This window comes from Tolypothrix campylonemoides VB511288_2 (genome assembly GCF_045999855.1).
Lineage (GTDB): Bacteria > Cyanobacteriota > Cyanobacteriia > Cyanobacteriales > Nostocaceae > Scytonema > Scytonema bouteillei_A.
In genome coordinates, this window is record NZ_JBFPMW010000004.1 from 129,276 (window position 1) to 154,197 (window position 24,922).

A 24,922-nucleotide genomic window follows, 5' to 3' on the forward strand; every position below is an offset into this window, starting at 1 on the left:
AAATCCTCCATGCACCATTTCAACTTAAAATCCTTAGTCTTCTATGGCACGGCAATAAGTTCCGTAGTGCTTTTGTTTAAAGTTGTGACAGCCTATGGCGAAAGCAATCTTAAGGCTCCTCCAACATTAAACAGTCGCTACCGTTTAGTACTTAACGATAATTTACAAGTCTGCAAACAGTCAGAGCCCATAGTATTAAATATTCAACAGTCAGGTATTTACTTGAATGGTTCTATGGAATCAGCAAACTTTAACACTAAAATGTCTGCGGCTAATAAAATCACCTCTTCTCTAACAGGCAAATTGGATCGCCAACAACTAAGCCTATCAGGAAAAGTTCCTAGGGCTATTCTTTGCCATACTGCTAGCGCTGTCACAGCACAAAGCCCTTCAGTAAGTTTAGTCAAAATTCAAGCTCAACTGACTCCCAAACAGGATTTAGCAGGAACCCTTAATATAGATGGCACTTCAGAGGGTATTAACTTAACAGCGGTACCTGAAAAAATCAGTGAAAAATCTGACCATTTAAATACCCATTAAGTACAAATTGATGCCATATTTAGATTGATTTACTACGACTAAGTGAACATGAGGAGCATTGAGCGTATGGGTAAGCACAGACGATTCTTCCACGATTGCAAGCATCTATTTGCAATTGGTTTGCTTGGCTCTTATGTTGCGATCGCTCCTCATACTGGTAGTAGTTATGCTCAGCAAATCGTGCGGTTGGAGGATTGGCGTTTTAATCCAGAAGCATTACAACTGGAAATAGCTCTCTCAGCTCCGTCTCAGCCACATCAATTCTACCTTGCCCAACCGCCTCGCATCGTTGTTGATTTGCCAGATACCAAACTCGGTAATGTTTCCACTCGACGAAATTATTCTGGCGCAATCCAGAGCATCCGTATTTCCCAATTAAATGCAGATGTAACTCGTATTGTCCTAGATTTAGCTCCAGGAACTCAGCTAGATCCAGCAAGAGTGCAATTACAACCTATTTCTCGAGAAGCCAATCGTTGGGTTTTACGCCCTGCAATTTCTAGTAATAATACTTACTTAGCTCCTTCATCTGACAATTTTCCACCAACAGCTATTAACCCACCATTCTCAGAAGACCTACCGCCCGGTATTTATCCTCCACAACCATCTGGTTACTTACCGTCCGGTATTTACCCTCCACGACCATCTGGTTATTCACAACAGGGTAATTATTCTCCACAACCAACCAACGATTTTCCACCCAATTTCTACGGTGCGCCATCATCTTCGAGTGCGGGATATACAAACTTACCAGCAACAACCAACTACTCTCCCCAAACACCGTTTGTCCAAGTTCCACCTTTAGCACCTAACAATCCTTATCTAGCACCAAATTCCGAGCTTTTGCCAGGGTTTTTTCCCAATCAACCTAATAATTACAAAAACACTCCACCTTCAAGAACACCAAATTTTCCAGTTCCCAGCATACCTAATAATTCTTACGGTGCTGATGCTCCTGAAGTCATTGATTTTGGTCAACCGTTTCCCAAAAGTCGGAATTAATGGTTAATGGCTAATTGCTAATTGCTAATCGCTAATTGTCGATTGAGTGGGTGGGGGGAAAAATTTCCTGGTATGGAATCAAATGCATTAAAGTTAAATGATTCGCATTGCCCACCCTACAAGCATTTTTATTCCATTAGCCGTTAGCTAATAGCTATTAGCCAATTAAAATCTTTCTGTTTCTAGAGTAGGTGCTGTAGCGCCTGGTTGATTGAGGAAAAAGTTTTTCGCATCATCATTCTCGTAGGTACAGCTAATATCAGGTTTATCACTGTTTAAGTCACCTGCATACGCGAAATGGTTTAGGCGATTCTTACACTCTCTCACCTGATCCCCTGTCACAAGCTTTCTTTGCTCTAAAATAGCCCAATTACTGGAACGCAGCACGCACCCAGGGCGCATACTGGGCTGACCAACATAGACTTTAAAGGGGTTGAGAGTTACAAATAGCCGGGTATCCATCACCATAGCGCTAGCTCCATACTGAACGCAAAGTTCGGGATTGGGTGCTTTGGTATCAATAAATTCCCTACTAGCTACGTTGTTTGGGGTAAATGTGGCTGTTGAGCTAAAAGCAATACCAATCCCAATGCCCAAAACAAACACCCCTGCCAAAATTGCTATGGTGGTGACATTAAATAAGGGAGATTGAAAAATAGAAGATTTGGGGGTTGTAGGTCTCGGAGGAGTCGCTGTTCTACCAGAAGATTTACGTCTCATAGTAACTTAATTAACTTTATGTTTTAGACAGTGGGGAGAGGTTGCCAGTTTGCTCCCTCTTTTAGTATGGCAAGTTGTGACGGTATATGCCCGTCTAGATATATATTGTTCCCTGTAAAGACACAATCAGCAAAGCTTTTGCAATACGAATGTGTTTTCTTACCGAATTTAGTGAATAGTATAAAAAATTGTAACTTATTCGCAGTCTAGTTTGTTTTCTCCCAAGCAAGATTGGCAAGATTTTGAACTGCAAATAGACACTGATGGACGAATATGTATTGTTAATATGTGCGTATTTTTTGTATCAATGTTGTAAACGCAATCGATTAAGCGGAACTACTACTTTCTCCTTTAATAATGGCTGATGCAATCAGGTGTGCTAATCGCAACGCTTCTGGAACTTTGCCACAATCGGTTAAGCGATGCAGTGCTGTAGCAATGACCTCTGGTTCCTCACCGCAAACTTGAAAGAAAAACGGTGGATATTCGTAGATAGTACCTGCAAGTCTCAGTAGTTCTTGCCGTTGCTGAAAATTTGGCAAGCGGCTCATGGCGTCTTCAACAGCAGTGAGATCGGGTACGCGGCGCATAACAGCAACACAAGGAAGTTGCAATCTCTGAGCTAATTCTGGAAGGTTAACCAGGTTAAATCCACCAAATCCAATTCCATCAAGTAATACAATATGCAACTGCGGTAAAAACTTACTACCAACCAAGAGTTTACAGATAGTCTCTGTTGCGTCTAAGCCATCTTGCTGTAGTTCTCCCCACACCATTCCCTCAAAACGAGTTCCCGCACAAACAACCCCTCCTATGTGGACTTTACCTCCTGTTCCACGTACAAAAGGACTATCGTCAAAACCGATTGCACGAATAGTACGGTTAAGTTTTAACAGAGATTCCAGTTTCATATGAAGGAGAGGATAAGCCGATCCATAAAGTTGTAAGGGGAGAAGGGAAGGAGAGATAGTTTTATGATTTCCCCTTGTCCCGGTGTCCCCTTAACCTTCGCTAGCTAGCTAACAGAGTTTTTTGTAAAGGCGTCCAGCGAAAAGCGCGATCGCCTCCTCTTTCGATGATGACTTTAACTCTTGGTTCTATGCTAGGTAAAGTTGCCAAGAACTCAACTTCTTGATCTGAAAGAATATTTCCTTCAATGATCCATAACACCAAACCTTTAGATTTTGGTGGAAGTTGTTCTAAGTGAGAGTTAACAATGGGTGGCACGTAGTATACATAACCTACTGCTGCACCACTACCCGTACTTTTTTTCCCAAGATGTGGAGGTCGAACACCGTGAACTCTCGTGAGATAGGCAGCTACATCTCCTAATCCCTTTGCAGACAAATTGAGGGCAACATAGCCTGCAGCACGCAGTCGCCGTCTGTACCGACCTTCAAAACCTCCTTCGAGAGGTACGTACACACCGAGAGCGCCATGCTTCTCTAAATCGCGGATTAAACCGCTGCCAGTGGTAATTAATGCCATAGATTATTCTTTATCCTATCCCACTTTGACATCTCTATTATCTGTCATTTGTCATTAGCAATTGACGATTGAGGATTGGTGATTCTCATCCTGTCCCCCTGTCCGCCTTGTCCCTCTACTCCCCAATCCCTCTTTTCATAAATTTGTAGACAAATATAAATCTGTACGCTATATTATTGGATCGTGACATTTAGTAGACTCAGGTTACTCTTCTACTGGCACTTCCATATGGTTTGGTCATCAAACATGGTGACAAATTTCCAAATAGGATAAACTGGTAAAGATTGGTCAAACAGCTGGTAAACTAGGTAAACTATGTTAGTGGATTATTGGTTGAAAAACCAAAAGTATCCCAGGTACATAGTAAGCTAAGTTCTTAGCGTGGGAAAAGACCGCAACAACCTTGAACAAGTGTTTGAGGTGAGCAGTGAAAAAAACTGAGCGGTAGTGTTTGTTTGTGGCATTGCATGAGTCTCAGTTTGTGGATACTGGGTAGACTGCTATCTAAGTCCTACTGCTGCAATGAAAGAGTGCCGAATCAACTGCTTCAATACAAAGCGTTGCTGCACGAAACGCAAAGCTCTCGTGCCTTGCATTCAATCCAGAAATGAGTTCTTCCGCTAAGGAAGACAATTCTGGCTGTGTGGTGAAAACAAACAGAATCGGATTCACCCAACAGTAGGGACAGTTGTGGAGACCCAAGGAAGTTGTAACTGTGACACCTAGCAGATTCGACTTCAGAGGTCAGCCCAAGAAAAGCTATCAATGCTGACTTGGGCTTATGTACAGATGTCTAAAATCCGATGTTAACGGAAAAAAGTTAAGAAAGGAGAGCCAGTAACTGTGTCTGTAGGTATTCTCGGCACCAAACTGGGCATGACCCAAATATTTGATGGTGATGGAGTAGCTATTCCTGTCACTGTTATCAAAGCGGGACCATGCACCGTTACCCAAGTCAAAACAAAGCAGACCGACGGTTACTCCGCCATCCAAGTGGGTTATGGCGAAGTAAAGCCAAAAGCACTGAATAAACCGCAGTTGGGACACCTTGCCAAGTCATCTGCCCCAGCGTTGCGTCATTTGCATGAGTATCGCATAGATAACTCGAGTGAGTATTCTTTAGGTCAAGAACTTAAAGCAGATATTTTTAGTGCAGGTCAAATAGTAGATGTAGTTGGTACAAGTATAGGTCGCGGTTTTGCTGGCAACCAAAAACGCAACAACTTTGGTCGAGGACCAATGTCTCACGGTTCTAAAAACCACAGACAACCTGGTTCGATTGGTGCTGGTACGACTCCCGGTCGTGTCTATCCTGGAAAACGGATGGCAGGACGGTTGGGTGGCGATCGAGTCACAATTCGCAAGCTTACTGTAGTACGAGTAGACTCAGAGCGTAACTTATTGCTGATCAAGGGAGCTGTTCCTGGTAAGCCCGGAGCTATTGTAAATATTCTTCCGGCAACCATAGTTGGTAAAAAATCATAAGTCATTGGTCGTTAGTCATCAGTCATGAGTTATAAGTCACGATGCGCGGACGAAGAACAAAGGACGAAGGACAAAAGACAAAGGATATAAGGACAAAAAATGTTTGAGTGTGCAGTCAAAAATTGGCAAGGAGACCAAGTCGGACAAACAACGTTCGATTTGAAAGTAGCCAAGGAAAAAACGGCGTCTCACATCGTGCATAGAGCTTTGGTGAGACAAATGACTAATGCTCGCCAAGGAACAGCTAGTACAAAAACTCGTTCGGAAGTTCGAGGAGGCGGTCGCAAACCTTGGCGGCAAAAAGGAACCGGTCGGGCTCGTGCTGGATCTATCCGTTCGCCATTATGGCGCGGTGGTGGTGTCATCTTTGGACCGAAACCCAGAGATTTTGAAATCAAAATGAACCGCAAAGAACGGCAATTGGCACTGAGAACAGCATTTGCTAGCCGGATCGATGATTTGATTGTGGTAGAAGAATTTAGCGATCAAATCCAACGTCCCAAAACAAAAGAGTTGGTAAGTGCGATCGCCCGTTGGGGTGCTGCTCCAGAAAGCAAGACTCTGTTAGTCTTATCGGAACAAGTAGAAAACGTATACTTGTCAGCCCGTAACGTAGAAAATCTCAAACTCATTAGTGCAGATCAACTCAACGTTTACGATTTGCTTCATGCTGACAAAATTGTTGTGACAGCGCAAGCTTTAGGAAAGATTCAGGAGGTCTACGGTGGGTAAAATACCTCAGGAGTTTGACATCCGTAAGCTTCCAGATCTTATACGTCGCCCAATTTTGACTGAAAAGGCGACTATCTTAATGGAGCAAAATAAATACACTTTTGAAGTGACTCCAAAAGCAACCAAACCAGAAATTAAAGCGGCTATTGAAAACTTATTTGACGTCAAAGTTGAAGCAGTCAATACCGCATTACCACCACGGAAGAAAAAGCGTGTTGGTAAATTTATAGGTTTCAAACCCCAATACAAGCGAGCCATTGTTACTGTCGCAGCTGGGGATGTAGAGAAGATCAGACAAGTTTTATTCCCAGAGGTTTAAGAAGATGGGTACTCGTTCTTTTCGCCCTTATACCCCCAGCACTCGCCAAGTTACAATTTCTGATTTTTCAGAAATTACAAAAAGCGAACCAGAAAAATCTTTAACTAGATCGATCCATCGTGCAAAAGGTCGGAACAATCAAGGACGTATCACCACCCGTCATCGAGGTGGCGGACACAAACGTCTTTACCGCATTATTGATTTTAAGCGGGATAAGCGTGATATTCCAGCTAAAGTGATTGCTATTGAATACGACCCCAACCGCAATGCGCGGATTGCACTATTGCAATATGAAGATGGCGAAAAGCGTTATATTCTACAGCCCAATGGAGTTGGTGTAGGTAGAACAATTATTGCCGGATCGACTGCGCCTATTGAAGATGGTAATGCTTTACCCCTATCTAACATTCCGTTGGGTACTAGCGTCCACAACGTAGAGTTAAAGCCAGGGAAAGGCGGTCAAATTGTTCGCGCTGCAGGTGCTACAGCTCAAGTCGTTGCAAAAGAAGGGAATTACGTCACACTCAAGTTACCTTCCACTGAAGTCCGCATGGTACGCAAGGAATGCTATGCCACTATCGGACAAGTTGGTAACCTCGACGCCAGAAACCTCAGTGCGGGTAAAGCTGGTAGAGTTCGCTGGAAAGGTCGCCGTCCTCAAGTCAGAGGTAGCGTGATGAACCCAGTCGATCACCCCCACGGTGGTGGTGAAGGTAGAGCGCCTATTGGTAGATCGGGTCCTGTCACTCCTTGGGGTAAACCTGCTTTGGGTCTCAAGACTCGCAAACCAAAGAAAGCCAGCAGTAAGTTGATTGTACGTCGCCGTCGTAAGTCATCCAAGCGCGGACGTGGCGGACGTGAATCATAAAGAGCTAATGGCTAATGGCTAATGGCTAATAGTCAATGGCAATTAGCTTTTTAGCAATTAGCTTTTTAGCAACTAGCAATTAGCAATTAGCAAGTGTTGAACTATGGGTCGTTCTCTAAAAAAAGGTCCCTTTGTTGCGGATCACCTTCTAGAAAAAATTGAAAGACTTAACGAAGCCAACAAAAAAGAAGTTATTAAAACTTGGTCGCGGGCTTCAACAATCTTACCCCTCATGGTCGGTCATACCATTGCCGTTCACAACGGACGCCAGCACGTTCCCATCTTTATCAGCGACCAAATGGTGGGACACAAATTGGGCGAATTTGCACCCACGCGCACTTTTAGAGGTCACTCTAAGAGTGATAAGAAATCAGGTAGATAGCTAATGGCTAATGGCTAATGGTTAATGGTGAGTCCAGTGCTGTAGGCGGGTCTCCCGCGCCCACAGCACTGGTGAAACCGTTCGCTTAGCGTCTCTGTAAGGAGATAGGGCTATTAGCAATTAGCGATTAGCAATTAGCGATTAGCTCACGGAGAAAATTATGGCAACTGATACTACTGAAGTTAAAGCGATCGCCCGCTATATACGTATGTCTCCCCTGAAAGTGCGGCGCGTACTAGACCAGATCCGGGGACGCTCGTATAGAGAAGCACTTATTGTTTTAGAATTCATGCCTTATCGAGCCTGCGATCCAGTTCTGAAAGTACTGAGAAGTGCTGCAGCTAACGCAGAACATAACGCTGGCTTAAATAGAGCTGATTTGGTAATTACTCAAGCATACGCAGATCAAGGTCCGGTGCTGAAAAGATTTCAACCAAGGGCGCAAGGTCGGGCTTACCAAATTCGCAAACCAACGTGTCACATTACTGTAGCTGTAGCTGCTGACCCCAACGCAGCACAAGATTAAGAAATTTAAGAGGAAGCATTTGTGGGACAGAAGATACATCCAGTCGGTTTTCGTTTGGGAATCACCCAAGAGCACCAATCCCGTTGGTTTGCAGACCCCAACCGCTATCCAGAACTTCTTCAAGAAGATCGCAAACTGCGTAAATATATAGAAGAAAAACTGGGTAGATCTGCTCAAAACAACGCCGGAATTTCTGAAGTTCGCATTGAGCGTAAAGCCGATCAAATCGATCTAGAAGTTCGCACTGCTCGACCGGGCGTAGTCGTAGGTCGGGGCGGACAAGGAATCGAAGCTTTGCGAACCGGGCTTCAACAACTGTTAGGTAGCAATCGTCAGATTCGTATTAACGTCGTTGAAGTACAGCGAGTTGATGCTGATGCTTACCTAATTGCGGAGTACATTGCTCAACAGTTGGAACGTCGGGTATCTTTCCGGAGAGTCGTTCGCCAAGCGATCCAACGCGCTCAACGTGCTGGGATACAAGGTATCAAAGTTCAAGTGAGCGGTCGCCTCAACGGTGCAGAAATTGCTCGGACAGAGTGGACTCGTGAAGGTCGCGTTCCCCTCCATACCTTACGGGCTGATATCGACTACTCTTACTGCACTGCTAAAACCATTTACGGTATTCTTGGCATTAAAGTTTGGGTGTTTAAAGGAGAAATTATTCCCGGACAGGAAGAAACTCCACCACCACAAGGAACTCGCGACCGCGACCGAGGCGATCGCGACCGCGATCGGGATCGTCCCCCTTCTAGACGTCAAAATCGCCGTCGCCAACAATTTGAAGACCGTTCTAATGAAGGATGAAGGATGAATGCTGAATGATGAATCAGACACGATCTTGCTTCACAATTCACAATTCATAATTCATAATTCATAATTCATAATTCATAATTTCTTCCTCATGTTAAGTCCAAGAAGAACTAAATTCCGCAAACAACAACGCGGGCGGATGACCGGACAAGCAACTCGCGGAAGTAGCCTTAACTTCGGTGATTTTGCGCTCCAAGCTTTAGAACCCGCTTGGATTACCTCCCGGCAAATCGAAGCTTCTCGTCGAGCAATGACTCGTTACATCCGTAGGGGCGGTAAAATTTGGATTCGGATTTTCCCCGATAAACCCGTTACCATGCGTCCGGCAGAAACACGTATGGGTTCCGGTAAAGGTTCTCCAGAGTTTTGGGTAGCTGTCGTAAAACCAGGCAGAATTTTATTTGAAATTGCTGGTGTATCAGAAGAAATTGCTCGTGAAGCAATGAGACTGGCGGCTTATAAGTTGCCCATTAAAACTAAATTCATCAAACGCTCTGAAGAAGAGCAACAGCAGCAGGTGTAAGTTATGGCTCTTCCTAAAATATCAGAAGCAAGAGAATTAACTGACGAACAATTGGTTCAAGAAATTATCGCAGTTAAAAAACAACTGTTTCAACTGCGCTTGCAAAAAGCTACCAGACAGTTGGAAAAACCCCACCAATTCAGACACGCCCGACACCGCCTAGCTCAATTACTTACAGTAGAACACGAGCGCAAGCGGGCTTCTGTCAGTCAAGCAAAGAGTGAAGCAGAGTAGGAAAGTATGGCAGTAAAAGAACGAGTGGGCTTGGTTGTGAGCGACAAAATGCAAAAAACGGTTGTCGTCGCCGTAGAAAACCGCTCTCCCCACCCCAAATACGGCAAAATTGTCGTTAAAACCAGACGGTACAAAGCACACGACGAAGAAAATAAGTGCAAAATAGGCGATCGCGTTCGGATTCAGGAAACTAGACCCCTCAGTAAAACTAAGCGCTGGACAGTCACTGAAATCCTAACCACCAAGAACGCTGAGTTAACTAAATAGTTGTTAGATAGCTAACAGCACAAAAAGGGAGATAAACAGTGATTCAAACCCAGACTTACCTCAATGTCGCAGACAACAGCGGTGCTCGCAAATTGATGTGCATCCGCGTTTTAGGTGCGGGTAACTGCCGTTATGGCTTTGTGGGCGATAAAATTATTGCTGTTGTTAAAGACGCAATTCCCAACATGGCTGTCAAAAAGTCTGACGTTGTAGAAGCAGTGATTGTTCGCACTCGCCACAGCATACGTAGAGACAGTGGGATGAGCATTCGCTTTGACGACAACGCCGCAGTTATTATTAACAAAGACGGTAACCCCAAAGGAACTCGCGTCTTTGGTCCCGTAGCGCGGGAACTTCGTGACAAAAACTTTACCAAAATCGTTTCTTTGGCTCCGGAGGTGCTGTAATGGCAACCAAAAAGAAGGAAAAGCCCAAATTCTATAAAATGCATGTCAAAACCGGAGACACCGTACAGGTGATAGCCGGAAAAGACAAGGGCAAAGTGGGTGAAATTATCAAAGCACTCCCCCAAGAAAGCAAAGTCATCGTCAAAGGTGTCAACATTAAGACAAAGCACGTTAAACCACAGCAGGAAGGCGAATCCGGTCGCATTGTCAACCAGGAATACCCCATCCACAGTTCTAACGTCATGCTTTATTCCACCAAGCAAAACGTCGCCAGTCGTGTTTGCTACACTTTCACTGCTGAAGGCAAGAAAGTTAGAATGCTAAAGAAAACTGGTGAAATCATCGATCAATAAATTATGAATTATGAATTATGAATTATGAATTATTAAAGATTTCATTGAATTCATAATTCAGCATTCAGCATTCATCATTCACCATTCAAGTATTCCCTGACCAAGCCCAGGGAGATTAAGGACAAAAGACTATGGCAGTACCAAGACTGAAAACTGTATACCAAGAGACTATAGTCCCCAAACTGATGAAGCAGTTTGAATACACAAACATTCATCAAGTACCAAAGTTGATTAAAGTGACTGTCAACCGAGGTTTAGGGGAAGCATCTCAAAATGCTAAAGCATTAGAAGCGTCGTTAAGCGAAATTGCACTCATTACCGGACAAAAACCTGTAGTGACCCGAGCTAAAAAAGCGATCGCAGGCTTCAAAATTCGTCAAGGTATGCCTGTAGGCATTATGGTCACCCTTAGAGGCGAACGGATGTACGCCTTCCTTGACCGTTTGATCAACCTGACACTACCAAGAATTCGTGACTTTCGCGGTATTAGCCCTAAAAGCTTTGATGGTCGGGGTAATTACACTTTAGGTGTTAGAGAGCAATTGATATTTCCGGAAGTGGAGTACGACAGCATCGATCAAATTCGTGGTATGGACATTTCCATCATTACCACAGCAAAAAATGATGAAGAAGGTCGAGCTTTACTAAAAGAAATGGGAATGCCTTTTCGCGAGCAATAAGTTGATTTAAAGAGGAAAAGATGGCGGTAAACGACACAATTGCAGATATGCTGACGCGCATTCGCAATGCCAACATGGCGCGGCATCAAACAACTCACGTGCCATCCACAAAGATGACTCGCAGCATTGCAAAAGTGCTGCGTGAAGAAGGTTTTATTTCTGATTTTGAAGAAGTGGGAGAAGGCGTTAAGCGCGAACTCACAATCTCCTTAAAATACAAGGGTAAAAATCGCCAACCCCTAATTACTTCCTTAAAGCGGGTGAGCAAACCAGGTTTGCGAGTTTACTCCAATAAAAAAGAGCTACCAAGAGTACTCGGCGGTATTGGCATTGCTATTATTTCCACATCTAGCGGTATTATGACGGACCGGGAAGCACGGCGTCAAAACTTAGGTGGAGAAGTACTTTGCTATGTATGGTAGTTATTTGCTAATGGCTAATGGCTAATGGCTAATAGCTAATAGCTAATAGCTAATAGCTAATAGCTAATGGCTAATAGCACTTAACAAGAACAATTAGCAATTAGCAATCAAACAAAGGATAAAAAGTTATGTCTCGAATTGGTAAACGACCAATTAAAATTCCTGCAAAAGTAGAAGTGACTGTTAATGGCACAAAGGTAGTTGTTAAAGGACCAAAAGGGGAACTTTCTCGCGAATTACCTACCCAAGTGTCCCTTTCCCAAGAGGGAGAAGTACTGCAGGTGAATCGTCGGGATGATTCCCGCGTATCTCGCCAAATGCACGGTTTATCCCGTACTTTGGTTTCCAACATGGTTGAGGGAGTTTCTCAAGGTTTTCAACGCCGTTTGGAAATTCAAGGGGTTGGTTATCGAGCAGCCGTTCAAGGTCGTACCTTAGTTTTGAACATGGGCTACAGCCATCAGGTACAAATTGCTCCCCCAGAAGGAATACAGTTTGCTGTTGAGAACAACACCAACGTTATTGTCAGTGGTTATGACAAAGAAGTGGTAGGCAACATTGCAGCTAAAATTCGCGATGTTCGTCCACCAGAACCTTATAAAGGTAAGGGTATTCGTTATGCCGGCGAAGCCGTCAGACGTAAAGCTGGTAAGACTGGTAAGGGTAAGAAGTAAATATGAAGAGTACTCGCAGAGAATCAAGAGAACGTCGCCAAAGACGCATTCGCGGTAAAGTCAATGGAACTCCCGAACGTCCGAGGTTAGCTATATTTCGCTCTCACCAACATATTTATGTTCAGGTGATTGACGACACACAACATCATACTTTGGTAGCAGCATCAACTGTAGAACCAGAATTGAAATCTAAATTGTCTTCGGGTGGAAACTGCAACGCTTCCACAGAAGTAGGGAAGTTAATTGCATCTCGTTCTTTGTCCAAAGGAATAACCAAAGTTGTCTTTGACCGTGGAGGAAACCTTTATCACGGACGCGTTAAAGCTCTTGCTGAAGCAGCCCGTGAAGCTGGTTTGGATTTTTAAATTTGCTAATGGTTAATAGCTAATGGCTAATAGCAAAATACAGTTAGCTTTTTAGCAATTAACAATTTATAAGAGGTATAAACAATGGCAACAAATCGTCGTAAAACCAACCGGGCAAAGAAGGAAGAAACTAACTGGCAAGAGCGAGTGATCCAGATCCGACGCGTGAGCAAGGTCGTTAAAGGAGGTAAAAAACTGAGCTTCCGAGCGATCGTTGTTGTAGGTAACGAACGCGGTCAAGTCGGTGTGGGAGTCGGCAAAGCGTCAGACGTTATTGGTGCTGTGAAAAAAGGTGTCGCTGACGGCAAAAAACACCTGATTGATATCCCCATCACCAAATCCAATTCCATCCCTCACCCCATCAATGGAACCGGTGGTGGCGCACAAGTGATCATGCGTCCTGCAGCACCAGGTACTGGTGTAATTGCAGGTGGTGCAGTTCGGACAGTGTTGGAATTGGCAGGCGTTCGTAACGTTCTAGCAAAACAACTTGGTTCTAACAACCCTCTAAATAACGCCAGAGCGGCTGTCAACGCTCTATCTACCCTGCGTACTTTTGCAGAAGTTGCTGAAGACCGAGGCATCCCTGTTGAAAATTTATACATTTCATAGCTAATAGCAGTTAGCTATTAGCTAATTGATTTGCTGTTATTAGCCATTAGCTATGAGCTATTAGCAAACCTGACGACTTAAACTTTAAAGAAGTTTGGCTTATGAGACTAAATGATGTTCGTCCCCAAAAGGGATCTAAAAAACGCGGTCGCCGTTTGGGTAGAGGTGTTGCTGCAGGTCAAGGCGCAAGCGCTGGTAAAGGTATGCGCGGTCAAAACGCACGTTCCGGACGCAGCACTCGACCTGGTTTTGAAGGTGGTCAGCAGCCATTATACCGCCGTATTCCGAAATTGAAGGGGTTTCCCCTCGTTAATCGTAAAATTTACACTACGATTAATGTAGAAAAGCTTGCTGTTCTACCCCCAAACTCAGAAGTCACACTGGAATCTCTGAAAGAAGCAGGTATTCTAACTGCCTCTAAAGGTTCCTTAAAAATTCTGGGAAATGGGGAGTTGGGCATTCCACTCACAGTCAAAGCAGCAGCGTTTACAGGTACAGCACGTACCAAAATTGAGGCAGCAGGTGGAAGTTGCGAAGTGATCTGAATGATGAAGGATGAAGAATGAAGGATAAAGAATGAAAAAAATTATACTTTTTATACTTCAAAGTTCGTACTTCATACTTCATAACTTCACACTTCATACTTCATTTTTCATACTTCAAAGGTAGCCTTCTATGCTCGGTCGAGAAAAAGCCCCAACGGCTCAAGAAACTTTTATGCAGATGGCACAAGCGGCAGGGCTGAGAGGTCGGCTGCTTGTCACGCTGGGTATTCTATTGTTGATTCGCTTGGGTATACATTTGCCCATTCCAGGAATTAACAGACAAGAATTTGCCCAAGCCCTTCAAGGTAATAACCAGATATTAAGCTTTTTGGATATCTTTTCCGGAGGCGGACTTTCAGCTTTGGGAGTCTTTGCCTTAGGTATTTTGCCATACATCAATGCTTCGATTATTATCCAATTGCTCACTGCTGCCATTCCTGCTTTAGAAAACTTACAGAAAAATGAAGGTGAAGCAGGACGGCGCAAGATTTCTCAAGTGACTCGATACGTGTCTCTTGTTTGGGCAATTATTCAAAGTTCTTTTTTAGCGGCTTTCTGGCTCAAACCTTTTGCCCAAAACTACGGACCCATTTTTGTTATTGAGACAGCTCTCGCCCTCACAGCAGGTTCTATGTTTGTTATGTGGGCGTCAGAACTGATAACAGAACGGGGCGTGGGAAATGGCGCATCTTTGTTGATTTTTGTCAACATTGTGGCAACACTGCCAAAAGCTTTAGGTGATACTATCGATTTTGTGCAAACTGGCGGTCGGGAAATCGCTGGTCGTGTTATTGTGTTGCTGCTGCTTTTTCTAGCCACAATTGTTGGTATTGTCTTCGTACAAGAAGGAATCCGCCGCATCCCAATTATTTCCGCACGCCGTCAAGTTGGTCGGAAACTTTTTGCAGAACAGCGCAGCTATCTACCCCTACGTCTCAATCAAGGGGGCGTGATGCCAATCATTTTTGCTGCTGCTATTTTGAGTTTGCCACTGTTGGTTCAAAATTTCATTAATAATCCACAATATTCAAGGATTGTTAACACTTATCTTGTTCCTGGTGCTTCCGGATCTTGGGTTTACGCTCTTGTTTACCTCGTTTCTATCGTGTTCTTTAGCTATTTCTATTCTTCGCTGATTCTTAATCCGGTAGATGTAGCACAGAATTTGAAAAAAATGGGTTCTAGCGTCCCCGGTATTCGTCCGGGTAAGGCAACAAGTGAGTACATCGAACGAGTGGTCAATCGGCTAACTTTTTTGGGAGCAATCTTCTTAGGCTTAGTTGCAATTATCCCTACTGCCGTTGAAAGTGCTTTGGGTGTCCCGACTTTTAGAGGCTTGGGTGCTACCTCTTTACTGATTCTAGTAGGTGTAGCAATTGATACGTCTAAGCAAATCCAAACCTACGTTATTTCTCAGCGCTATGAAGGAATGGTGAAACAATAGTGACGCGATTAATCTTCTTGGGACCGCCAGGGGCAGGAAAAGGAACTCAAGCGAAAACTTTAGCTCAGGAGTGCGATCTTCCCCATATTTCTACGGGTGATATATTACGTCAAGCAGTTCAAGACCAAACTCCTTTGGGTGTAAAAGCTCAAAGTTATCTCGATAAGGGGGATTTAGTTCCCGATAAACTTATTGAGGATTTGATTGAGGAACGTCTCGCTCAGCCTGATACTCAGTCAGGTTGGATTCTTGATGGCTTTCCCCGTACTGTTAATCAAGCTGTTTTCTTGGAGCAATTGCTGCAAAAACACCAGCAAGGAGGAGAAAGAGCAATCAATCTCGAAGTCCCAGATGAAATTGTGATTTCTCGATTGCTAGAACGGGGCAGAAAAGATGACACCGCAGAAGTGATACGTCATCGTTTGGATGTTTACCGTTCCGAAACGTCTCCTCTAATTGATTTTTACAGCGATCGCAATATCCTGCTTTCAGTCAATGGCAATCAGTCTCCAGAAGAAGTCACCGCTGAGTTGAAAAAAATCGTTGTTTCGTAAATCGGCTAGGAGTTAGGGGCTATGGGCTATGGGCAATTGCATACCGAATAACTTTTAGCAATGCCCGATTCCCCATACCCAATTCCCAATCTTCTCGCAAGCAAATGAGTGTAAATCTTGGATAAGATATATTAATGAACTGTTGATATATTCTCCAAAATATGTTCTTCTGCACACTAGAGGCATCCTAGTTGCGTCTGAAAGACTGAAGAGGAGACTGTTGAGTTGAGGAAAAAACTTGTCTAAACAAGATCTAATTGAAATGGAAGGTACGGTTACCGAGTCCCTTCCCAACGCCATGTTCCGTGTAGACCTTGATAATGGATTTAACGTTCTTGCCCACATTTCTGGCAAGATCCGTCGTAACTATATCAAAATTCTACCTGGAGATCGCGTCAAAGTGGAACTGACACCCTACGACTTGACAAAGGGTAGAATCACTTATCGACTTCGGAAGAAGTAGACCGAACAAACAATTTTTGCTCTTGGATAATTTCAGTTACTTTATCGCTTAAGATGCAATTTTTGTTACACAACTGCGACGGTTACCCTACTGAGGTGACAGTTTTTGGGATAATCTAAAAATGCTTCCCATATTTTAGGCTATATCCTAGTTAGAGGCTACCTGAGTTTTCTGAAAATTTTAAAAGCGATCGCTCGTGTCAAAGTGGAGTGGGGACACAAGTTACCAAAGGAAAATCTCCTCTTGAGTGAATAACCTAACACTTGTAGAAAATATTACCACAAACAGAAAAATTGGGTTTTAGATGTATCTCACTGCATAAATTCCCATTATATGTTATAATTTTCTATTTGGAGTCAAAATTAACACCATGAAAGTAAGAGCATCCGTCAAGAAAATTTGTGAAAAATGTACCGTGATCAGACGTCGTGGTCGTGTCATGGTGATTTGTTCCAACCCCAAGCACAAGCAACGTCAAGGGTAACAGCGATCGGTAACCCTCAGGGTTATTCCGATCTTCGCAGCAGGAGACCCGCCTGCTTTCCCCAGACTCACCAGTGACGATAGATAACAGACTGACACTGGCTAGCTGTTAAGTAAATGACTGAGTAATAGATAACTGACAAAGAGGGAGACAATTGTGGCACGTATTGCCGGAGTAGACCTTCCACGAGACAAGCGTGTTGAGATAGGTCTAACCTACATCTACGGAATTGGACTATCTCGTTCCAAAGAGATTTTAGCAACAACAGGTGTTAACCCCGACACCCGTGTTAAGGAACTGAGTGATGCTGATATAGCAGCCTTAAGGGGCGAGATAGAAAGTAACTATCAAGTAGAGGGTGACTTAAGGCGCTGGGAAGCAATGAATATCAAGCGCCTGGTTGACATCGGGACTTATCGGGGGCGTCGCCACCGCATGGGTTTACCAGTCAGAGGGCAAAGAACTCGTACTAATGCCAGAACTCGGCGGGGGAGAAGGCAGACAGTTGCGGGTAAGAAAAAGGCTCCTGCTAAGTAATTCTTTACTTACGCTTATCTACAGCAATTCACAAAAAATCACAGCGATATGGCGCGACAACAAAGTAACAAAAAATCAGGTAGTAAGAAGCAAAAACGTAATGTCCCGAATGGGGTTGCTTACATCCAGTCTACCTTTAACAATAGCATTGTCACCATTACCGACTCAAACGGAGATGTTGTGTCATGGGCAAGTGCTGGATCTAGTGGCTTCAAAGGAGCCAAAAAGGGAACTCCCTTTGCCGCACAAACAGCGGCAGAAAGTGCAGCACGCCGAGCCATCGATCAGGGAATGCGCCAGATAGAGGTGATGGTTAGTGGTCCGGGAGCAGGTAGAGAAACAGCTATCCGAGCACTTCAAGGAGCAGGGCTGGAGATTACTCTCATTAGAGATATTACGCCAATTCCTCACAATGGTTGCCGTCCACCCAAGCGTCGCCGCGTGTAAGAGCGATAGCCTTTGAAGAGGACTATCCACTTCCACTCGGGATTGCGCTTGCGATCGTGAAGAGAGTCGTGAACTTTGAGCTAGCACTCAAGAAGTGCAAATTCAAACCAGCAATATAGTAAACGACATATGACTAGCGCCTGTTAGCTATTTGGAAGCCTCAAAATTTCACCGTAGCTCAAGGCAAAAAATAAATTTGGGAAGGCAGACCTTTAGAAGGGGCTGCCTAACCTTAAACACTGGTGAAGAAAATTTCCGCTACAACCAAGTGTTTGTGGAGGCAATTTGATTGCCCCTCTTACAGGACTCGACAATAAGGGAGGCTACTCCGTGGCACAATTTCAAATAGAGTGTGTAGAATCTAATACTGAAGAAAATAGAGGTCAAGCCAGTAGATTTGTCTTAGAACCCCTAGAACGGGGTCAAGGAACTACAGTCGGCAATGCCTTAAGAAGGGTTTTACTTTCTAACTTAGAAGGGACAGCAGTAACAGCAGTCAGAATTGCAGGCGTTTCACACGAGTTTGCTACCGTTCCGGGCGTTAGGGAAGATGTTTTGGAAATCCTCATGAAAATGAAGGAAGTTGTCCTCAAAAGCTACTCCTCTCAACCCCAAATTGGTCGAGTGCTAGTTACAGGTCCGGCAACAGTCACAGTATCACACTTCGATTTACCCAGTGAAGTAGAAGCAATCGATCCCACCCAATATGTGGCTACTGTTGCTGAAGGTGGGAAGTTGGAAATGGAATTTCGGATTGAAAGAGGTAAGGGATATCGCACTGTCGAAAGAGGTCGTGAAGAAGCTACGTCTTTGGACTTTCTTCAAATTGATTCGGTATTTATGCCAGTGCGGAAGGTTAATTACAGTGTAGAAGAAACTCGTGGAGATAATGGGATACCAAAAGACCGTTTGTTGATAGAAGTATGTACAAACGGAAGCCTGACTCCACAAGAAGCCCTTTCAGGCGCTGCTGGTATTTTGGTAGACCTATTCAATCCATTAAAAGATATTTCGCTGGAACCAACAGACACAGCTACTGACATTCCAGACGATCCCACCGCTCAAATTCCTATTGAAGAATTACAACTTTCAGTCAGAGCTTATAACTGTCTCAAGCGAGCACAGGTTAACTCTGTTGCCGACTTATTAGATTACACTCAAGAAGACCTATTAGAAATCAAAAACTTTGGTCAAAAGTCTGCTGAAGAGGTAGTTGAAGCCTTACAGCGACGCTTGGGAATTACCTTACCAACTGAAAGAGCTTCCAAACATCCTTAAAATTGCTAATGGCTAATAGCTAATAGCTAATTACTCTATTAGTCGCTAGCCATTAGCTATTAGTCACCAACCAACTAACAACTAACAAAGATTATGCGCCACCGTTGTCGAGTAAAACAACTTAGCAAACCAGCCGACCAGCGTCGCGCTTTGTTGCGATCGCTCACTACCGAACTGATCCGTCACGGACGAATCACTACTACCTTAATCCGAGCTAAGGTATTGCGTTCCGAGGTGGACAAAATGATTACCCTAGCTAAAGATGGTTCCCTAGCAGCACGCCGCCAAGCCCTTGGTTATATATATGACAAAGAATTGGTTCGCGCTCTGTTTGAACAAGCCCCCACTCGGTATGCAAATCGTCAAGGTGGTTACACAAGAGTTTTACACACCGTTCCTCGTCGGGGTGATAATGCTCAAATGGCAATCATTGAATTGGTTTAATAAAGGATAAAGGATGAAAGATAAAAAATTAATTTTATACTTCATCCTTCTTACCTGAGTCGATCGTTATGCCAAACAGCCACCAGCTTAAAACAAGAACTTATCGAGTCGCCCTGGTCATTCAATACCTGGGTACTCATTTTCATGGGTGGCAAAGGCAACCACAACAAAGAACCGTTCAAGAAGAGATAGAAAAAGCGATCGCGACTGTACTGGGTTCTCCGGTAACACTTCATGGCGCTGGGCGAACTGATGCTGGAGTTCATGCTGCGGCTCAAGTCGCCCACTTCAATGTCACCAGTCCAATTCCAGCTTGTAAGTGGGCAGTTATCCTCAACAGTTATTTGCCCAAAGATATATTGATTCGGGCTTCAGCAGAGGTTAATGATGGTTGGCACGCTCGCTTTAGTGCCATCTACCGAAGATATCGTTATACGTTATATACTGAAGGATTGCCGAACTTGTTTGCCAGCGCTGTAAGTTGGCATTATTATATTGAGCCCTTGGATGAATCATTGATGCAAGCGGCATTAAAACCGCTCATTGGGCATCATCACCTAGCTGCTTTTCATCGAGCAAATTCAGCACGAAAGCACTCCTGGGTAGATATACAAGCTGCGGAGTGCTATCGCAATGGACCGTTTCTGCACGTAGAAATTCAAGCAAATGGATTTTTATATGGCATGGTGCGGCTGTTAGTAGGGATGCTAGTACAAGTAGGTTCAGGACAGCGAACACCAGAAAACTTTACTGACCTATGGAAATACGAACGGCGTGAAGAAGTGAAACACGCTGCGCCTTCCCAAGGTTTATGTTTGTTGCGAGTGGGCTATCCACATTTTCCCTTTCCTCCAGAAATTTGGTTTGATACTCAACCAAAATTTGTATTTAGTTAGTGGTTATTAGATAGTAGTTAGTCTAACAACTAACAACTAACAACTAACAACTAACAACTAACAACTAACAACTAACCACCAATGACTAACAAAACTTTCCTTCCTCCCCAGAAAACACTTCAGCACAATTGGTATGTAGTAGATGCGGCTGACCAACGCCTTGGTCGCCTTGCTACCGAAGTTGCCATGATTCTTAGAGGAAAAAATAAACCCGAATATACTCCTCATATGGATACAGGTGACTTTGTCATTGTTATCAATGCTGAGAAAATAGCCGTCACAGGTAAAAAACGCACTCAAAAAGTTTACAAACGTCACTCCGGACGTCCGGGTGGTATGAAGACAGAAAGCTTTGATAAGCTGCAACAGCGTTTGCCAGAACGGATTGTAGAGCATGCTATTAAAGGTATGTTACCTAAGAATAGTTTGGGTCGCCAGCTGTTTACCAAGCTAAAAGTGTATGCTGGACCCACTCATCCCCATGCAGCACAGCAACCCAAAGAGTTAAAGATTCAGACAATTCCAGGAGAATAATATTCATGCAAGCAACAGACACTAACAGCGGGCGTGCCATGTACTGGGGTACAGGTCGTCGGAAATCCGCAATCGCAAGAGTTCGTTTGGTTCCCGGTACCGGACAATTGATTGTAAATGGCAAACCTGGAGATCTTTACTTCCAGTTCAACGCCAATTACCTCGCAGTTGCTAAAGCGCCCTTAGAAACTCTAGGTTTGGAAAACGAATACGACATCCTCGTGAAAGCTGAGGGCGGTGGCTTAACCGGACAGTCGGATGCTGTTCGCTTGGGAGTTGCTCGTGCTTTGTGCCAACTCGATCCCGATAACCGTTCACCTTTGAAAAGCGAAGGGTATCTGACTCGCGACCCCAGAGCCAAAGAGCGCAAAAAGTACGGTTTGCACAAAGCTCGCAAAGCACCTCAGTACTCGAAGCGATAATGGAAGATTGGCTAATGGCTAATGGCTAATAGCTAATGGTTCGGGTTGTAGCTGGCAATTAGCAAATAGCAATTAGCTTTTTGGCAATATAATGTATATATATCAACCACGGAAGAGAAAATGGCTAAACAAGGAATTCATCCTCAGTGGTATCCTGAAGCCAAAGTTTACTGCAACGGTCAACTTGTTATGACTGTAGGCGCTGCTAAGCCAGAGTTGCACGTAGATGTTTGGTCGGGAAACCATCCTTTCTACACTGGAACTCAGAAGATTATCGACACTGAAGGTCGCGTAGAGCGCTTCATGAGAAAGTACGGCATGATGGAAGGTCAAACTACCAGCAGCAAACGCAAAAAGTAGCGGGCTGGCTTTAGCTTTTAACGACGACCCTGCGCTGGCTGGGTCGATTTGTCGTATCTAATGCTCAAGCCAATTTGCTATTTTTGAAGGAGTGACTGAACCCGTCATGGCTGAAATATATCTTCTGGAGAAACTCAAGTCAGTTGAACAAACGTTTAATGAATTGACTCGTCGTCTTGCCGATCCCGATACTGCTAAAAATCCTGATGAGTATCAAAAGATCGCTAAGGCACGCTCATCGTTAGAAGAAGTTGTAGAAACGTATGACATCTGGAAAAAAGCGCAGGAAGACTTAATAGGGGCGCGTCAGGTGTTAAAAGAAGCTCAAGGCGATCCAGAGATGCAACAAATGGCAGCTTTGGAAGTCGATGAACTCGAGCAGAAAGTAGAAGAATTAGAAAATCGTCTAAAAATATTGCTACTGCCCCGCGATCCAAATGATGACAAAAACATTATGCTGGAAATTCGTGCCGGTACTGGTGGTGATGAAGCCAGTATTTGGGCGGGAGATTTAGTACGATTGTACTCGCGCTATGCTGACAGCCAAGGTTGGCGCGTAAAAATGGTCAGTGAGTCCTTGGCTGAAATGGGCGGTTTCAAAGAAGCTATTCTAGAGATTCAGGGTGATAACGTCTACAGCAAGCTTAAATTTGAAGCTGGGGTACATCGCGTACAGCGCGTACCAGTCACGGAGGCTGGAGGACGAGTTCACACTTCTACCGCTACTGTGGCAGTTATGCCAGAGGTGGATGATGTAGAAATCCACATCGATCCCAAGGAGATTGAATTAACAACGGCTCGATCTGGCGGTGCAGGCGGACAAAACGTCAACAAGGTGGAAACAGCTGTTGATTTGTTCCACAAGCCTACTGGTATTCGTATTTTCTGTACGGAAGAACGCAGCCAGTTACAAAACAAAGAACGCGCCATGCAGATCCTCAGAGCAAAGCTGTATGAAATGAAGTTACGCGAACAGCAAGAAGCTGTCACTTCCATGCGGCGAAGCCAAGTAGGAACTGGTTCGCGTTCTGAAAAGATCCGCACGTACAACTATAAAGATAACCGTGTTACCGATCATAGATTGGGTGAAAACTACTCGCTCAATACCTTCCTAGAAGGGGAAATTGAATACGTTATTCAAGCTTGTATCTCTCAAGATCAGCAAGAGCGTTTAGCGGAATTAGCCTCTGCTACTAATTAGTGGTCTGCCTGTTGATTTTGAGAGGCAGTAGAGACTTGGTATCACCTCGATTCGGTGGGGGCAGCCTGGAAACGAGATATTATCTGAGGGGCCTCCTTGCCCCTTCATCAAACTGCTTGTAGTAGCACGGATGTTTCCAAAATATACAAGCAGTTTTTTAATGCGTTTCTAAGTACATCTTCCATATCCTTGAGATATGGATAGCAAGCGAATTCGTACTTCATGATGCGATCGAGCAAAACCCATTCCTTTAAGCTTTGACAAGCATTAACTAACTTTTCCACTTCCACTTGCCACTTTGTAAAAATCCGGTAGCTGAAGAATCCACTACAAACGCCACCTTTTTCATCCCAATAAGATATACACACTTGATGCTTTAAACAACGAATTTTTTTAATTTCTTTAACTTTGCAGCCTTGTGCCTTCAAAGCGTGTTTGGCTTCGGCATTGGAAATTTCCCATTCTTCTGGTTTAATTTTATTAGAAGCGATTAAGCTTTGACCTTTGCGGCGATATTTCTTGTGAGTCTTGTGCGATCGCTGATGCATGACGTATTTTCATCCTACAGACAAACAAACCTGTAGACCAAGTCGTTTTATCGCACCCAGTCTTTGATTGACAACTTAAGTTGTATATTTAAAACTCAGGTAGAAGTGTACTGCTAAATAATGAGGATGTCAACAGACAAATAAACTGGTTATTATGCAAATAGACTTGTAGTTACAGTTGGTTAGCCAAGCAGCAGTGAACACAGAAAGCAGACAGAAACTGGTAGAAATTATCAAGCTGGCTCGTGGTTCAATGAGCCAACGGGCGTTTGGCAAGCTTTTGGGTGTTTCTGCTACTGCTGTTCAAATGTGGGAAAAAGGCGTTAAGGTACCAGACACAGAAAATTTAGCTCAAATTGCAGCGAGAGCAGGATATACGCTAGAAGAACTTCTTTGCTGTTTGGAAGGGAAATCAGTCACAGAAACTTCTGATGTCAACTTAATTCTCAGACAAATTAATCACATGCCTCTGACCCAAGTCGCTCAGATCGTGCAAGCTGGGGCGGCGCGATTGGCTGCGGCGGCTGAGGCTTTAAGCGATTGACCTAAGGCTAGTTGAGCAATTTAAACCTCTGCAGGATTGACAAAAGCGGGGTAAGAAGTAATAAATACTTTCAACGAATAGTGCTGTCACTTTTGATGACATAAAAGCAAAACTTGGGTTAAAACAGAATGAAACTATTTTTCTGTCATCAAAAGATGACTGTAGCTATCCCCTTTCTCATTTTTTGAGTGTTGGGGCTAAATAGCATATGGTTCTCATCATCTTGGTGGATTCAAGATAGAACAAAATCTGTGTATAAGGTGCACCTATGTCATTACGTAAAGAACCATTGGATTGGCAATTAGATGCTAGCGAAACTTACCTACCATTTCACTATAAAGGCTCCCTTGCAGGACTCTTAAAACAAGAATTTGCTGACGAAGTGTTAAAGGTTTTAAATGAAGATGAAATTTTAAAAAAAGCTCTAAAAATAGCTTGTGCTGAATTAATCAAACAGTCGGGTGGTGAACTCAGCCAAGTAAAAGACTTAATGAAAAAATACATAAAAATGAGCGAACGTCCCAAACATGGAACGAGAGCGATCGCAACTTTACTTGGCGAGAGACAACTAGAACTTGATTTGAACAATCAAGAGTTTGTTAAATTCTGCGATACTTTTAAGTTATCGCCTGTAGAACTGAATAGTATTTACGCTGGAGAACCAGTAGATGATAGTTTATTAGCACCGCTCTCTAGAATTTTAGGTATATCGAAAACCGAGCTGTGTACCATTCGAGATGGTTGCGAACGGGAAAAGGTTAGTGGTTAGTGGTTGGTGGTTAGTCGTTAGTTGTTTCACTAACGACTAA

General features: G+C 43.8%; 39 protein-coding genes. 35 read left to right on the forward strand and 4 right to left on the reverse strand.

Going from position 1 to position 24,922, the window contains the following annotated elements:
* Nucleotides 1-9: 9 nt before the first annotated feature.
* Entirely contained in the window at nt 10-540 is a 531-nt protein-coding gene (locus AB0756_RS13335; protein ID WP_038080256.1) for a hypothetical protein, read from the forward strand.
* A 66-nt stretch (nt 541-606) separates the two neighbouring features.
* On the forward strand, nt 607-1,542 hold the full coding sequence (locus AB0756_RS13340) for an AMIN domain-containing protein (RefSeq protein ID WP_082051789.1): 936 nt from the start codon (nt 607-609) through the stop codon (nt 1,540-1,542).
* Between the two features lie 165 nt (nt 1,543-1,707).
* Here AB0756_RS13340 and AB0756_RS13345 read toward each other — a convergent pair whose 3' ends face one another.
* The 3 genes from AB0756_RS13345 to ndhN form a co-directional block, all read right to left on the reverse strand.
* Entirely contained in the window at nt 1,708-2,262 is a 555-nt protein-coding gene (locus tag AB0756_RS13345; RefSeq protein ID WP_038080259.1) for a DUF3172 domain-containing protein, read from the reverse strand.
* Between the two features lie 326 nt (nt 2,263-2,588).
* Nucleotides 2,589-3,173 (reverse strand): endonuclease dU, encoded by a 585-nt coding sequence (locus AB0756_RS13350; protein WP_038080261.1) that lies wholly within the window; start codon nt 3,171-3,173, stop codon nt 2,589-2,591.
* Between the two features lie 100 nt (nt 3,174-3,273).
* Nucleotides 3,274-3,750: an NAD(P)H-quinone oxidoreductase subunit N gene (ndhN, locus tag AB0756_RS13355; protein ID WP_038080263.1), complete on the reverse strand. Its 477-nt coding sequence runs from the start codon at nt 3,748-3,750 to the stop codon at nt 3,274-3,276.
* Between the two features lie 843 nt (nt 3,751-4,593).
* Here ndhN and rplC point away from each other — a divergent pair.
* The 31 genes from rplC (at nt 4,594) to prfA (ending at nt 23,021) form a co-directional block, all read left to right on the forward strand.
* Nucleotides 4,594-5,235 carry a 50S ribosomal protein L3 gene (gene rplC / locus AB0756_RS13360; RefSeq protein WP_038080275.1) on the forward strand — a complete coding sequence of 214 codons (642 nt, stop codon included), beginning with the start codon at nt 4,594-4,596 and terminating at the stop codon, nt 5,233-5,235.
* Between the two features lie 99 nt (nt 5,236-5,334).
* Nucleotides 5,335-5,967: a 50S ribosomal protein L4 gene (gene rplD / locus AB0756_RS13365; protein ID WP_038080277.1), complete on the forward strand. Its 633-nt coding sequence runs from the start codon at nt 5,335-5,337 to the stop codon at nt 5,965-5,967.
* Nucleotides 5,960-6,286, forward strand: a complete 327-nt coding sequence (locus AB0756_RS13370) for a 50S ribosomal protein L23 (protein WP_202048600.1) — start codon at nt 5,960-5,962, stop codon at nt 6,284-6,286. Before rplD ends, AB0756_RS13370 begins: the two co-directional genes overlap by 8 nt.
* 4 nt (nt 6,287-6,290) lie before the next feature.
* Nucleotides 6,291-7,154, forward strand: coding sequence for a 50S ribosomal protein L2 (gene rplB, locus AB0756_RS13375; protein WP_038080280.1), 864 nt, complete (start codon nt 6,291-6,293; stop codon nt 7,152-7,154).
* A 103-nt stretch (nt 7,155-7,257) separates the two neighbouring features.
* Nucleotides 7,258-7,536 (forward strand): 30S ribosomal protein S19, encoded by a 279-nt coding sequence (gene rpsS / locus AB0756_RS13380; RefSeq protein WP_038080283.1) that lies wholly within the window; start codon nt 7,258-7,260, stop codon nt 7,534-7,536.
* Between the two features lie 160 nt (nt 7,537-7,696).
* Nucleotides 7,697-8,062: a 50S ribosomal protein L22 gene (gene rplV, locus AB0756_RS13385; protein WP_038080286.1), complete on the forward strand. Its 366-nt coding sequence runs from the start codon at nt 7,697-7,699 to the stop codon at nt 8,060-8,062.
* A gap of 21 nt (nt 8,063-8,083) precedes the next feature.
* Nucleotides 8,084-8,869 carry a 30S ribosomal protein S3 gene (gene rpsC, locus AB0756_RS13390; protein WP_038080287.1) on the forward strand — a complete coding sequence of 262 codons (786 nt, stop codon included), beginning with the start codon at nt 8,084-8,086 and terminating at the stop codon, nt 8,867-8,869.
* A gap of 97 nt (nt 8,870-8,966) precedes the next feature.
* Nucleotides 8,967-9,398 (forward strand): 50S ribosomal protein L16, encoded by a 432-nt coding sequence (gene rplP / locus AB0756_RS13395; RefSeq protein WP_038080290.1) that lies wholly within the window; start codon nt 8,967-8,969, stop codon nt 9,396-9,398.
* 3 nt (nt 9,399-9,401) lie between these two features.
* On the forward strand, nt 9,402-9,632 hold the full coding sequence (gene rpmC / locus AB0756_RS13400; RefSeq protein ID WP_038080293.1) for a 50S ribosomal protein L29: 231 nt from the start codon (nt 9,402-9,404) through the stop codon (nt 9,630-9,632).
* A gap of 6 nt (nt 9,633-9,638) precedes the next feature.
* Nucleotides 9,639-9,899 carry a 30S ribosomal protein S17 gene (gene rpsQ / locus AB0756_RS13405; RefSeq protein WP_038080296.1) on the forward strand — a complete coding sequence of 87 codons (261 nt, stop codon included), beginning with the start codon at nt 9,639-9,641 and terminating at the stop codon, nt 9,897-9,899.
* Between the two features lie 38 nt (nt 9,900-9,937).
* Nucleotides 9,938-10,306, forward strand: a complete 369-nt coding sequence (rplN, locus tag AB0756_RS13410; protein WP_038080300.1) for a 50S ribosomal protein L14 — start codon at nt 9,938-9,940, stop codon at nt 10,304-10,306.
* Nucleotides 10,306-10,659 carry a 50S ribosomal protein L24 gene (gene rplX, locus AB0756_RS13415; RefSeq protein ID WP_038080303.1) on the forward strand — a complete coding sequence of 118 codons (354 nt, stop codon included), beginning with the start codon at nt 10,306-10,308 and terminating at the stop codon, nt 10,657-10,659. The genes rplN and rplX overlap by 1 nt, the downstream gene beginning before the upstream one ends.
* A 131-nt stretch (nt 10,660-10,790) precedes the next feature.
* On the forward strand, nt 10,791-11,339 hold the full coding sequence (rplE, locus tag AB0756_RS13420) for a 50S ribosomal protein L5 (RefSeq protein ID WP_038080306.1): 549 nt from the start codon (nt 10,791-10,793) through the stop codon (nt 11,337-11,339).
* Between the two features lie 20 nt (nt 11,340-11,359).
* Nucleotides 11,360-11,761, forward strand: coding sequence for a 30S ribosomal protein S8 (rpsH, locus tag AB0756_RS13425; protein WP_038080309.1), 402 nt, complete (start codon nt 11,360-11,362; stop codon nt 11,759-11,761).
* A gap of 128 nt (nt 11,762-11,889) precedes the next feature.
* Nucleotides 11,890-12,435 carry a 50S ribosomal protein L6 gene (gene rplF, locus AB0756_RS13430; RefSeq protein ID WP_038080702.1) on the forward strand — a complete coding sequence of 182 codons (546 nt, stop codon included), beginning with the start codon at nt 11,890-11,892 and terminating at the stop codon, nt 12,433-12,435.
* 2 nt (nt 12,436-12,437) lie between these two features.
* Nucleotides 12,438-12,800, forward strand: a complete 363-nt coding sequence (gene rplR / locus AB0756_RS13435; protein ID WP_038080703.1) for a 50S ribosomal protein L18 — start codon at nt 12,438-12,440, stop codon at nt 12,798-12,800.
* Nucleotides 12,801-12,884: 84 nt separating this feature from the next.
* Nucleotides 12,885-13,412: a 30S ribosomal protein S5 gene (rpsE, locus tag AB0756_RS13440; protein WP_038080704.1), complete on the forward strand. Its 528-nt coding sequence runs from the start codon at nt 12,885-12,887 to the stop codon at nt 13,410-13,412.
* Nucleotides 13,413-13,513: 101 nt separating this feature from the next.
* Complete coding sequence (gene rplO, locus AB0756_RS13445) at nt 13,514-13,957, forward strand: 50S ribosomal protein L15 (RefSeq protein ID WP_038080705.1); 444 nt, start codon at nt 13,514-13,516, stop codon at nt 13,955-13,957.
* A gap of 130 nt (nt 13,958-14,087) precedes the next feature.
* The gene (gene secY, locus AB0756_RS13450; protein ID WP_038080706.1) at nt 14,088-15,401 is read left to right on the forward strand and encodes a preprotein translocase subunit SecY; all 1,314 of its coding nucleotides are present in this window, start codon (nt 14,088-14,090) and stop codon (nt 15,399-15,401) included.
* Nucleotides 15,401-15,955: an adenylate kinase gene (locus AB0756_RS13455; RefSeq protein WP_038080707.1), complete on the forward strand. Its 555-nt coding sequence runs from the start codon at nt 15,401-15,403 to the stop codon at nt 15,953-15,955. Before secY ends, AB0756_RS13455 begins: the two co-directional genes overlap by 1 nt.
* 238 nt (nt 15,956-16,193) lie before the next feature.
* Complete coding sequence (gene infA / locus AB0756_RS13460) at nt 16,194-16,418, forward strand: translation initiation factor IF-1 (RefSeq protein WP_006276978.1); 225 nt, start codon at nt 16,194-16,196, stop codon at nt 16,416-16,418.
* Nucleotides 16,419-16,788: 370 nt separating this feature from the next.
* Nucleotides 16,789-16,902: a 50S ribosomal protein L36 gene (gene rpmJ / locus AB0756_RS13465; protein WP_072040794.1), complete on the forward strand. Its 114-nt coding sequence runs from the start codon at nt 16,789-16,791 to the stop codon at nt 16,900-16,902.
* 156 nt (nt 16,903-17,058) lie between these two features.
* Nucleotides 17,059-17,439 carry a 30S ribosomal protein S13 gene (gene rpsM, locus AB0756_RS13470; RefSeq protein ID WP_017748889.1) on the forward strand — a complete coding sequence of 127 codons (381 nt, stop codon included), beginning with the start codon at nt 17,059-17,061 and terminating at the stop codon, nt 17,437-17,439.
* Nucleotides 17,440-17,487: 48 nt separating this feature from the next.
* Nucleotides 17,488-17,886 carry a 30S ribosomal protein S11 gene (gene rpsK, locus AB0756_RS13475; protein ID WP_017748890.1) on the forward strand — a complete coding sequence of 133 codons (399 nt, stop codon included), beginning with the start codon at nt 17,488-17,490 and terminating at the stop codon, nt 17,884-17,886.
* 330 nt (nt 17,887-18,216) lie between these two features.
* The gene (locus tag AB0756_RS13480) at nt 18,217-19,164 is read left to right on the forward strand and encodes a DNA-directed RNA polymerase subunit alpha (protein ID WP_038080871.1); all 948 of its coding nucleotides are present in this window, start codon (nt 18,217-18,219) and stop codon (nt 19,162-19,164) included.
* 93 nt (nt 19,165-19,257) lie between these two features.
* Entirely contained in the window at nt 19,258-19,608 is a 351-nt protein-coding gene (gene rplQ / locus AB0756_RS13485) for a 50S ribosomal protein L17 (protein WP_038080710.1), read from the forward strand.
* Nucleotides 19,609-19,676: 68 nt separating this feature from the next.
* On the forward strand, nt 19,677-20,504 hold the full coding sequence (gene truA / locus AB0756_RS13490) for a tRNA pseudouridine(38-40) synthase TruA (RefSeq protein ID WP_038080712.1): 828 nt from the start codon (nt 19,677-19,679) through the stop codon (nt 20,502-20,504).
* A gap of 81 nt (nt 20,505-20,585) precedes the next feature.
* The gene (gene rplM / locus AB0756_RS13495) at nt 20,586-21,038 is read left to right on the forward strand and encodes a 50S ribosomal protein L13 (RefSeq protein ID WP_038080713.1); all 453 of its coding nucleotides are present in this window, start codon (nt 20,586-20,588) and stop codon (nt 21,036-21,038) included.
* 5 nt (nt 21,039-21,043) lie between these two features.
* A complete protein-coding gene (rpsI, locus tag AB0756_RS13500) occupies nt 21,044-21,460 on the forward strand; it encodes a 30S ribosomal protein S9 (protein ID WP_038080715.1) in 417 nt (138 codons plus the stop codon).
* Nucleotides 21,461-21,580: 120 nt separating this feature from the next.
* A complete protein-coding gene (gene rpmE, locus AB0756_RS13505; protein WP_038080717.1) occupies nt 21,581-21,820 on the forward strand; it encodes a 50S ribosomal protein L31 in 240 nt (79 codons plus the stop codon).
* Between the two features lie 106 nt (nt 21,821-21,926).
* Entirely contained in the window at nt 21,927-23,021 is a 1,095-nt protein-coding gene (gene prfA / locus AB0756_RS13510; protein ID WP_038080718.1) for a peptide chain release factor 1, read from the forward strand.
* Between the two features lie 107 nt (nt 23,022-23,128).
* Here the strand turns inward: prfA and AB0756_RS13515 are convergent, their stop codons facing one another.
* The gene (locus AB0756_RS13515; protein WP_038080719.1) at nt 23,129-23,569 is read right to left on the reverse strand and encodes a hypothetical protein; all 441 of its coding nucleotides are present in this window, start codon (nt 23,567-23,569) and stop codon (nt 23,129-23,131) included.
* A gap of 196 nt (nt 23,570-23,765) precedes the next feature.
* Between AB0756_RS13515 and AB0756_RS13520 the strand changes: the two genes are divergently transcribed.
* Complete coding sequence (locus tag AB0756_RS13520) at nt 23,766-24,113, forward strand: helix-turn-helix domain-containing protein (protein ID WP_038080873.1); 348 nt, start codon at nt 23,766-23,768, stop codon at nt 24,111-24,113.
* Nucleotides 24,114-24,381: 268 nt separating this feature from the next.
* Nucleotides 24,382-24,882, forward strand: coding sequence for a hypothetical protein (locus AB0756_RS13525; protein ID WP_038080720.1), 501 nt, complete (start codon nt 24,382-24,384; stop codon nt 24,880-24,882).
* The last annotated feature ends 40 nt before the right edge of the window (nt 24,883-24,922 follow it).

Excerpts from the sequence above, each read along its gene's own strand:
- AB0756_RS13335 (WP_038080256.1), top strand. The coding sequence starts at position 10 with ATGCACCATTTCAACTTAAAATCCTTAGTCTTCTATGGCACGGCAATA.
- rplF (WP_038080702.1), top strand. The coding sequence starts at position 11,890 with ATGTCTCGAATTGGTAAACGACCAATTAAAATTCCTGCAAAAGTAGAA.
- rpsE (WP_038080704.1), top strand. The coding sequence starts at position 12,885 with ATGGCAACAAATCGTCGTAAAACCAACCGGGCAAAGAAGGAAGAAACT.
- prfA (WP_038080718.1), top strand. The coding sequence starts at position 21,927 with ATGGCTGAAATATATCTTCTGGAGAAACTCAAGTCAGTTGAACAAACG.
- AB0756_RS13350 (WP_038080261.1), bottom strand. The coding sequence starts at position 3,173 with ATGAAACTGGAATCTCTGTTAAAACTTAACCGTACTATTCGTGCAATC.
- truA (WP_038080712.1), top strand. The coding sequence starts at position 19,677 with ATGCCAAACAGCCACCAGCTTAAAACAAGAACTTATCGAGTCGCCCTG.
- AB0756_RS13340 (WP_082051789.1), top strand. The coding sequence starts at position 607 with ATGGGTAAGCACAGACGATTCTTCCACGATTGCAAGCATCTATTTGCA.
- rpsK (WP_017748890.1), top strand. The coding sequence starts at position 17,488 with ATGGCGCGACAACAAAGTAACAAAAAATCAGGTAGTAAGAAGCAAAAA.
- rplB (WP_038080280.1), top strand. The coding sequence starts at position 6,291 with ATGGGTACTCGTTCTTTTCGCCCTTATACCCCCAGCACTCGCCAAGTT.
- rplE (WP_038080306.1), top strand. The coding sequence starts at position 10,791 with ATGGCAGTACCAAGACTGAAAACTGTATACCAAGAGACTATAGTCCCC.
- rplQ (WP_038080710.1), top strand. The coding sequence starts at position 19,258 with ATGCGCCACCGTTGTCGAGTAAAACAACTTAGCAAACCAGCCGACCAG.
- rpmE (WP_038080717.1), top strand. The coding sequence starts at position 21,581 with ATGGCTAAACAAGGAATTCATCCTCAGTGGTATCCTGAAGCCAAAGTT.
- AB0756_RS13525 (WP_038080720.1), top strand. The coding sequence starts at position 24,382 with ATGTCATTACGTAAAGAACCATTGGATTGGCAATTAGATGCTAGCGAA.
- ndhN (WP_038080263.1), bottom strand. The coding sequence starts at position 3,750 with ATGGCATTAATTACCACTGGCAGCGGTTTAATCCGCGATTTAGAGAAG.
- rplO (WP_038080705.1), top strand. The coding sequence starts at position 13,514 with ATGAGACTAAATGATGTTCGTCCCCAAAAGGGATCTAAAAAACGCGGT.
- rplX (WP_038080303.1), top strand. The coding sequence starts at position 10,306 with ATGGCAACCAAAAAGAAGGAAAAGCCCAAATTCTATAAAATGCATGTC.
- rplP (WP_038080290.1), top strand. The coding sequence starts at position 8,967 with ATGTTAAGTCCAAGAAGAACTAAATTCCGCAAACAACAACGCGGGCGG.
- rplM (WP_038080713.1), top strand. The coding sequence starts at position 20,586 with ATGACTAACAAAACTTTCCTTCCTCCCCAGAAAACACTTCAGCACAAT.
- rpsH (WP_038080309.1), top strand. The coding sequence starts at position 11,360 with ATGGCGGTAAACGACACAATTGCAGATATGCTGACGCGCATTCGCAAT.
- rplD (WP_038080277.1), top strand. The coding sequence starts at position 5,335 with ATGTTTGAGTGTGCAGTCAAAAATTGGCAAGGAGACCAAGTCGGACAA.
- rpsS (WP_038080283.1), top strand. The coding sequence starts at position 7,258 with ATGGGTCGTTCTCTAAAAAAAGGTCCCTTTGTTGCGGATCACCTTCTA.
- rpmJ (WP_072040794.1), top strand. The coding sequence starts at position 16,789 with ATGAAAGTAAGAGCATCCGTCAAGAAAATTTGTGAAAAATGTACCGTG.
- secY (WP_038080706.1), top strand. The coding sequence starts at position 14,088 with ATGCTCGGTCGAGAAAAAGCCCCAACGGCTCAAGAAACTTTTATGCAG.
- AB0756_RS13515 (WP_038080719.1), bottom strand. The coding sequence starts at position 23,569 with ATGCATCAGCGATCGCACAAGACTCACAAGAAATATCGCCGCAAAGGT.
- rpsQ (WP_038080296.1), top strand. The coding sequence starts at position 9,639 with ATGGCAGTAAAAGAACGAGTGGGCTTGGTTGTGAGCGACAAAATGCAA.
- rpsI (WP_038080715.1), top strand. The coding sequence starts at position 21,044 with ATGCAAGCAACAGACACTAACAGCGGGCGTGCCATGTACTGGGGTACA.
- rpmC (WP_038080293.1), top strand. The coding sequence starts at position 9,402 with ATGGCTCTTCCTAAAATATCAGAAGCAAGAGAATTAACTGACGAACAA.
- rplR (WP_038080703.1), top strand. The coding sequence starts at position 12,438 with ATGAAGAGTACTCGCAGAGAATCAAGAGAACGTCGCCAAAGACGCATT.
- rplV (WP_038080286.1), top strand. The coding sequence starts at position 7,697 with ATGGCAACTGATACTACTGAAGTTAAAGCGATCGCCCGCTATATACGT.
- AB0756_RS13345 (WP_038080259.1), bottom strand. The coding sequence starts at position 2,262 with ATGAGACGTAAATCTTCTGGTAGAACAGCGACTCCTCCGAGACCTACA.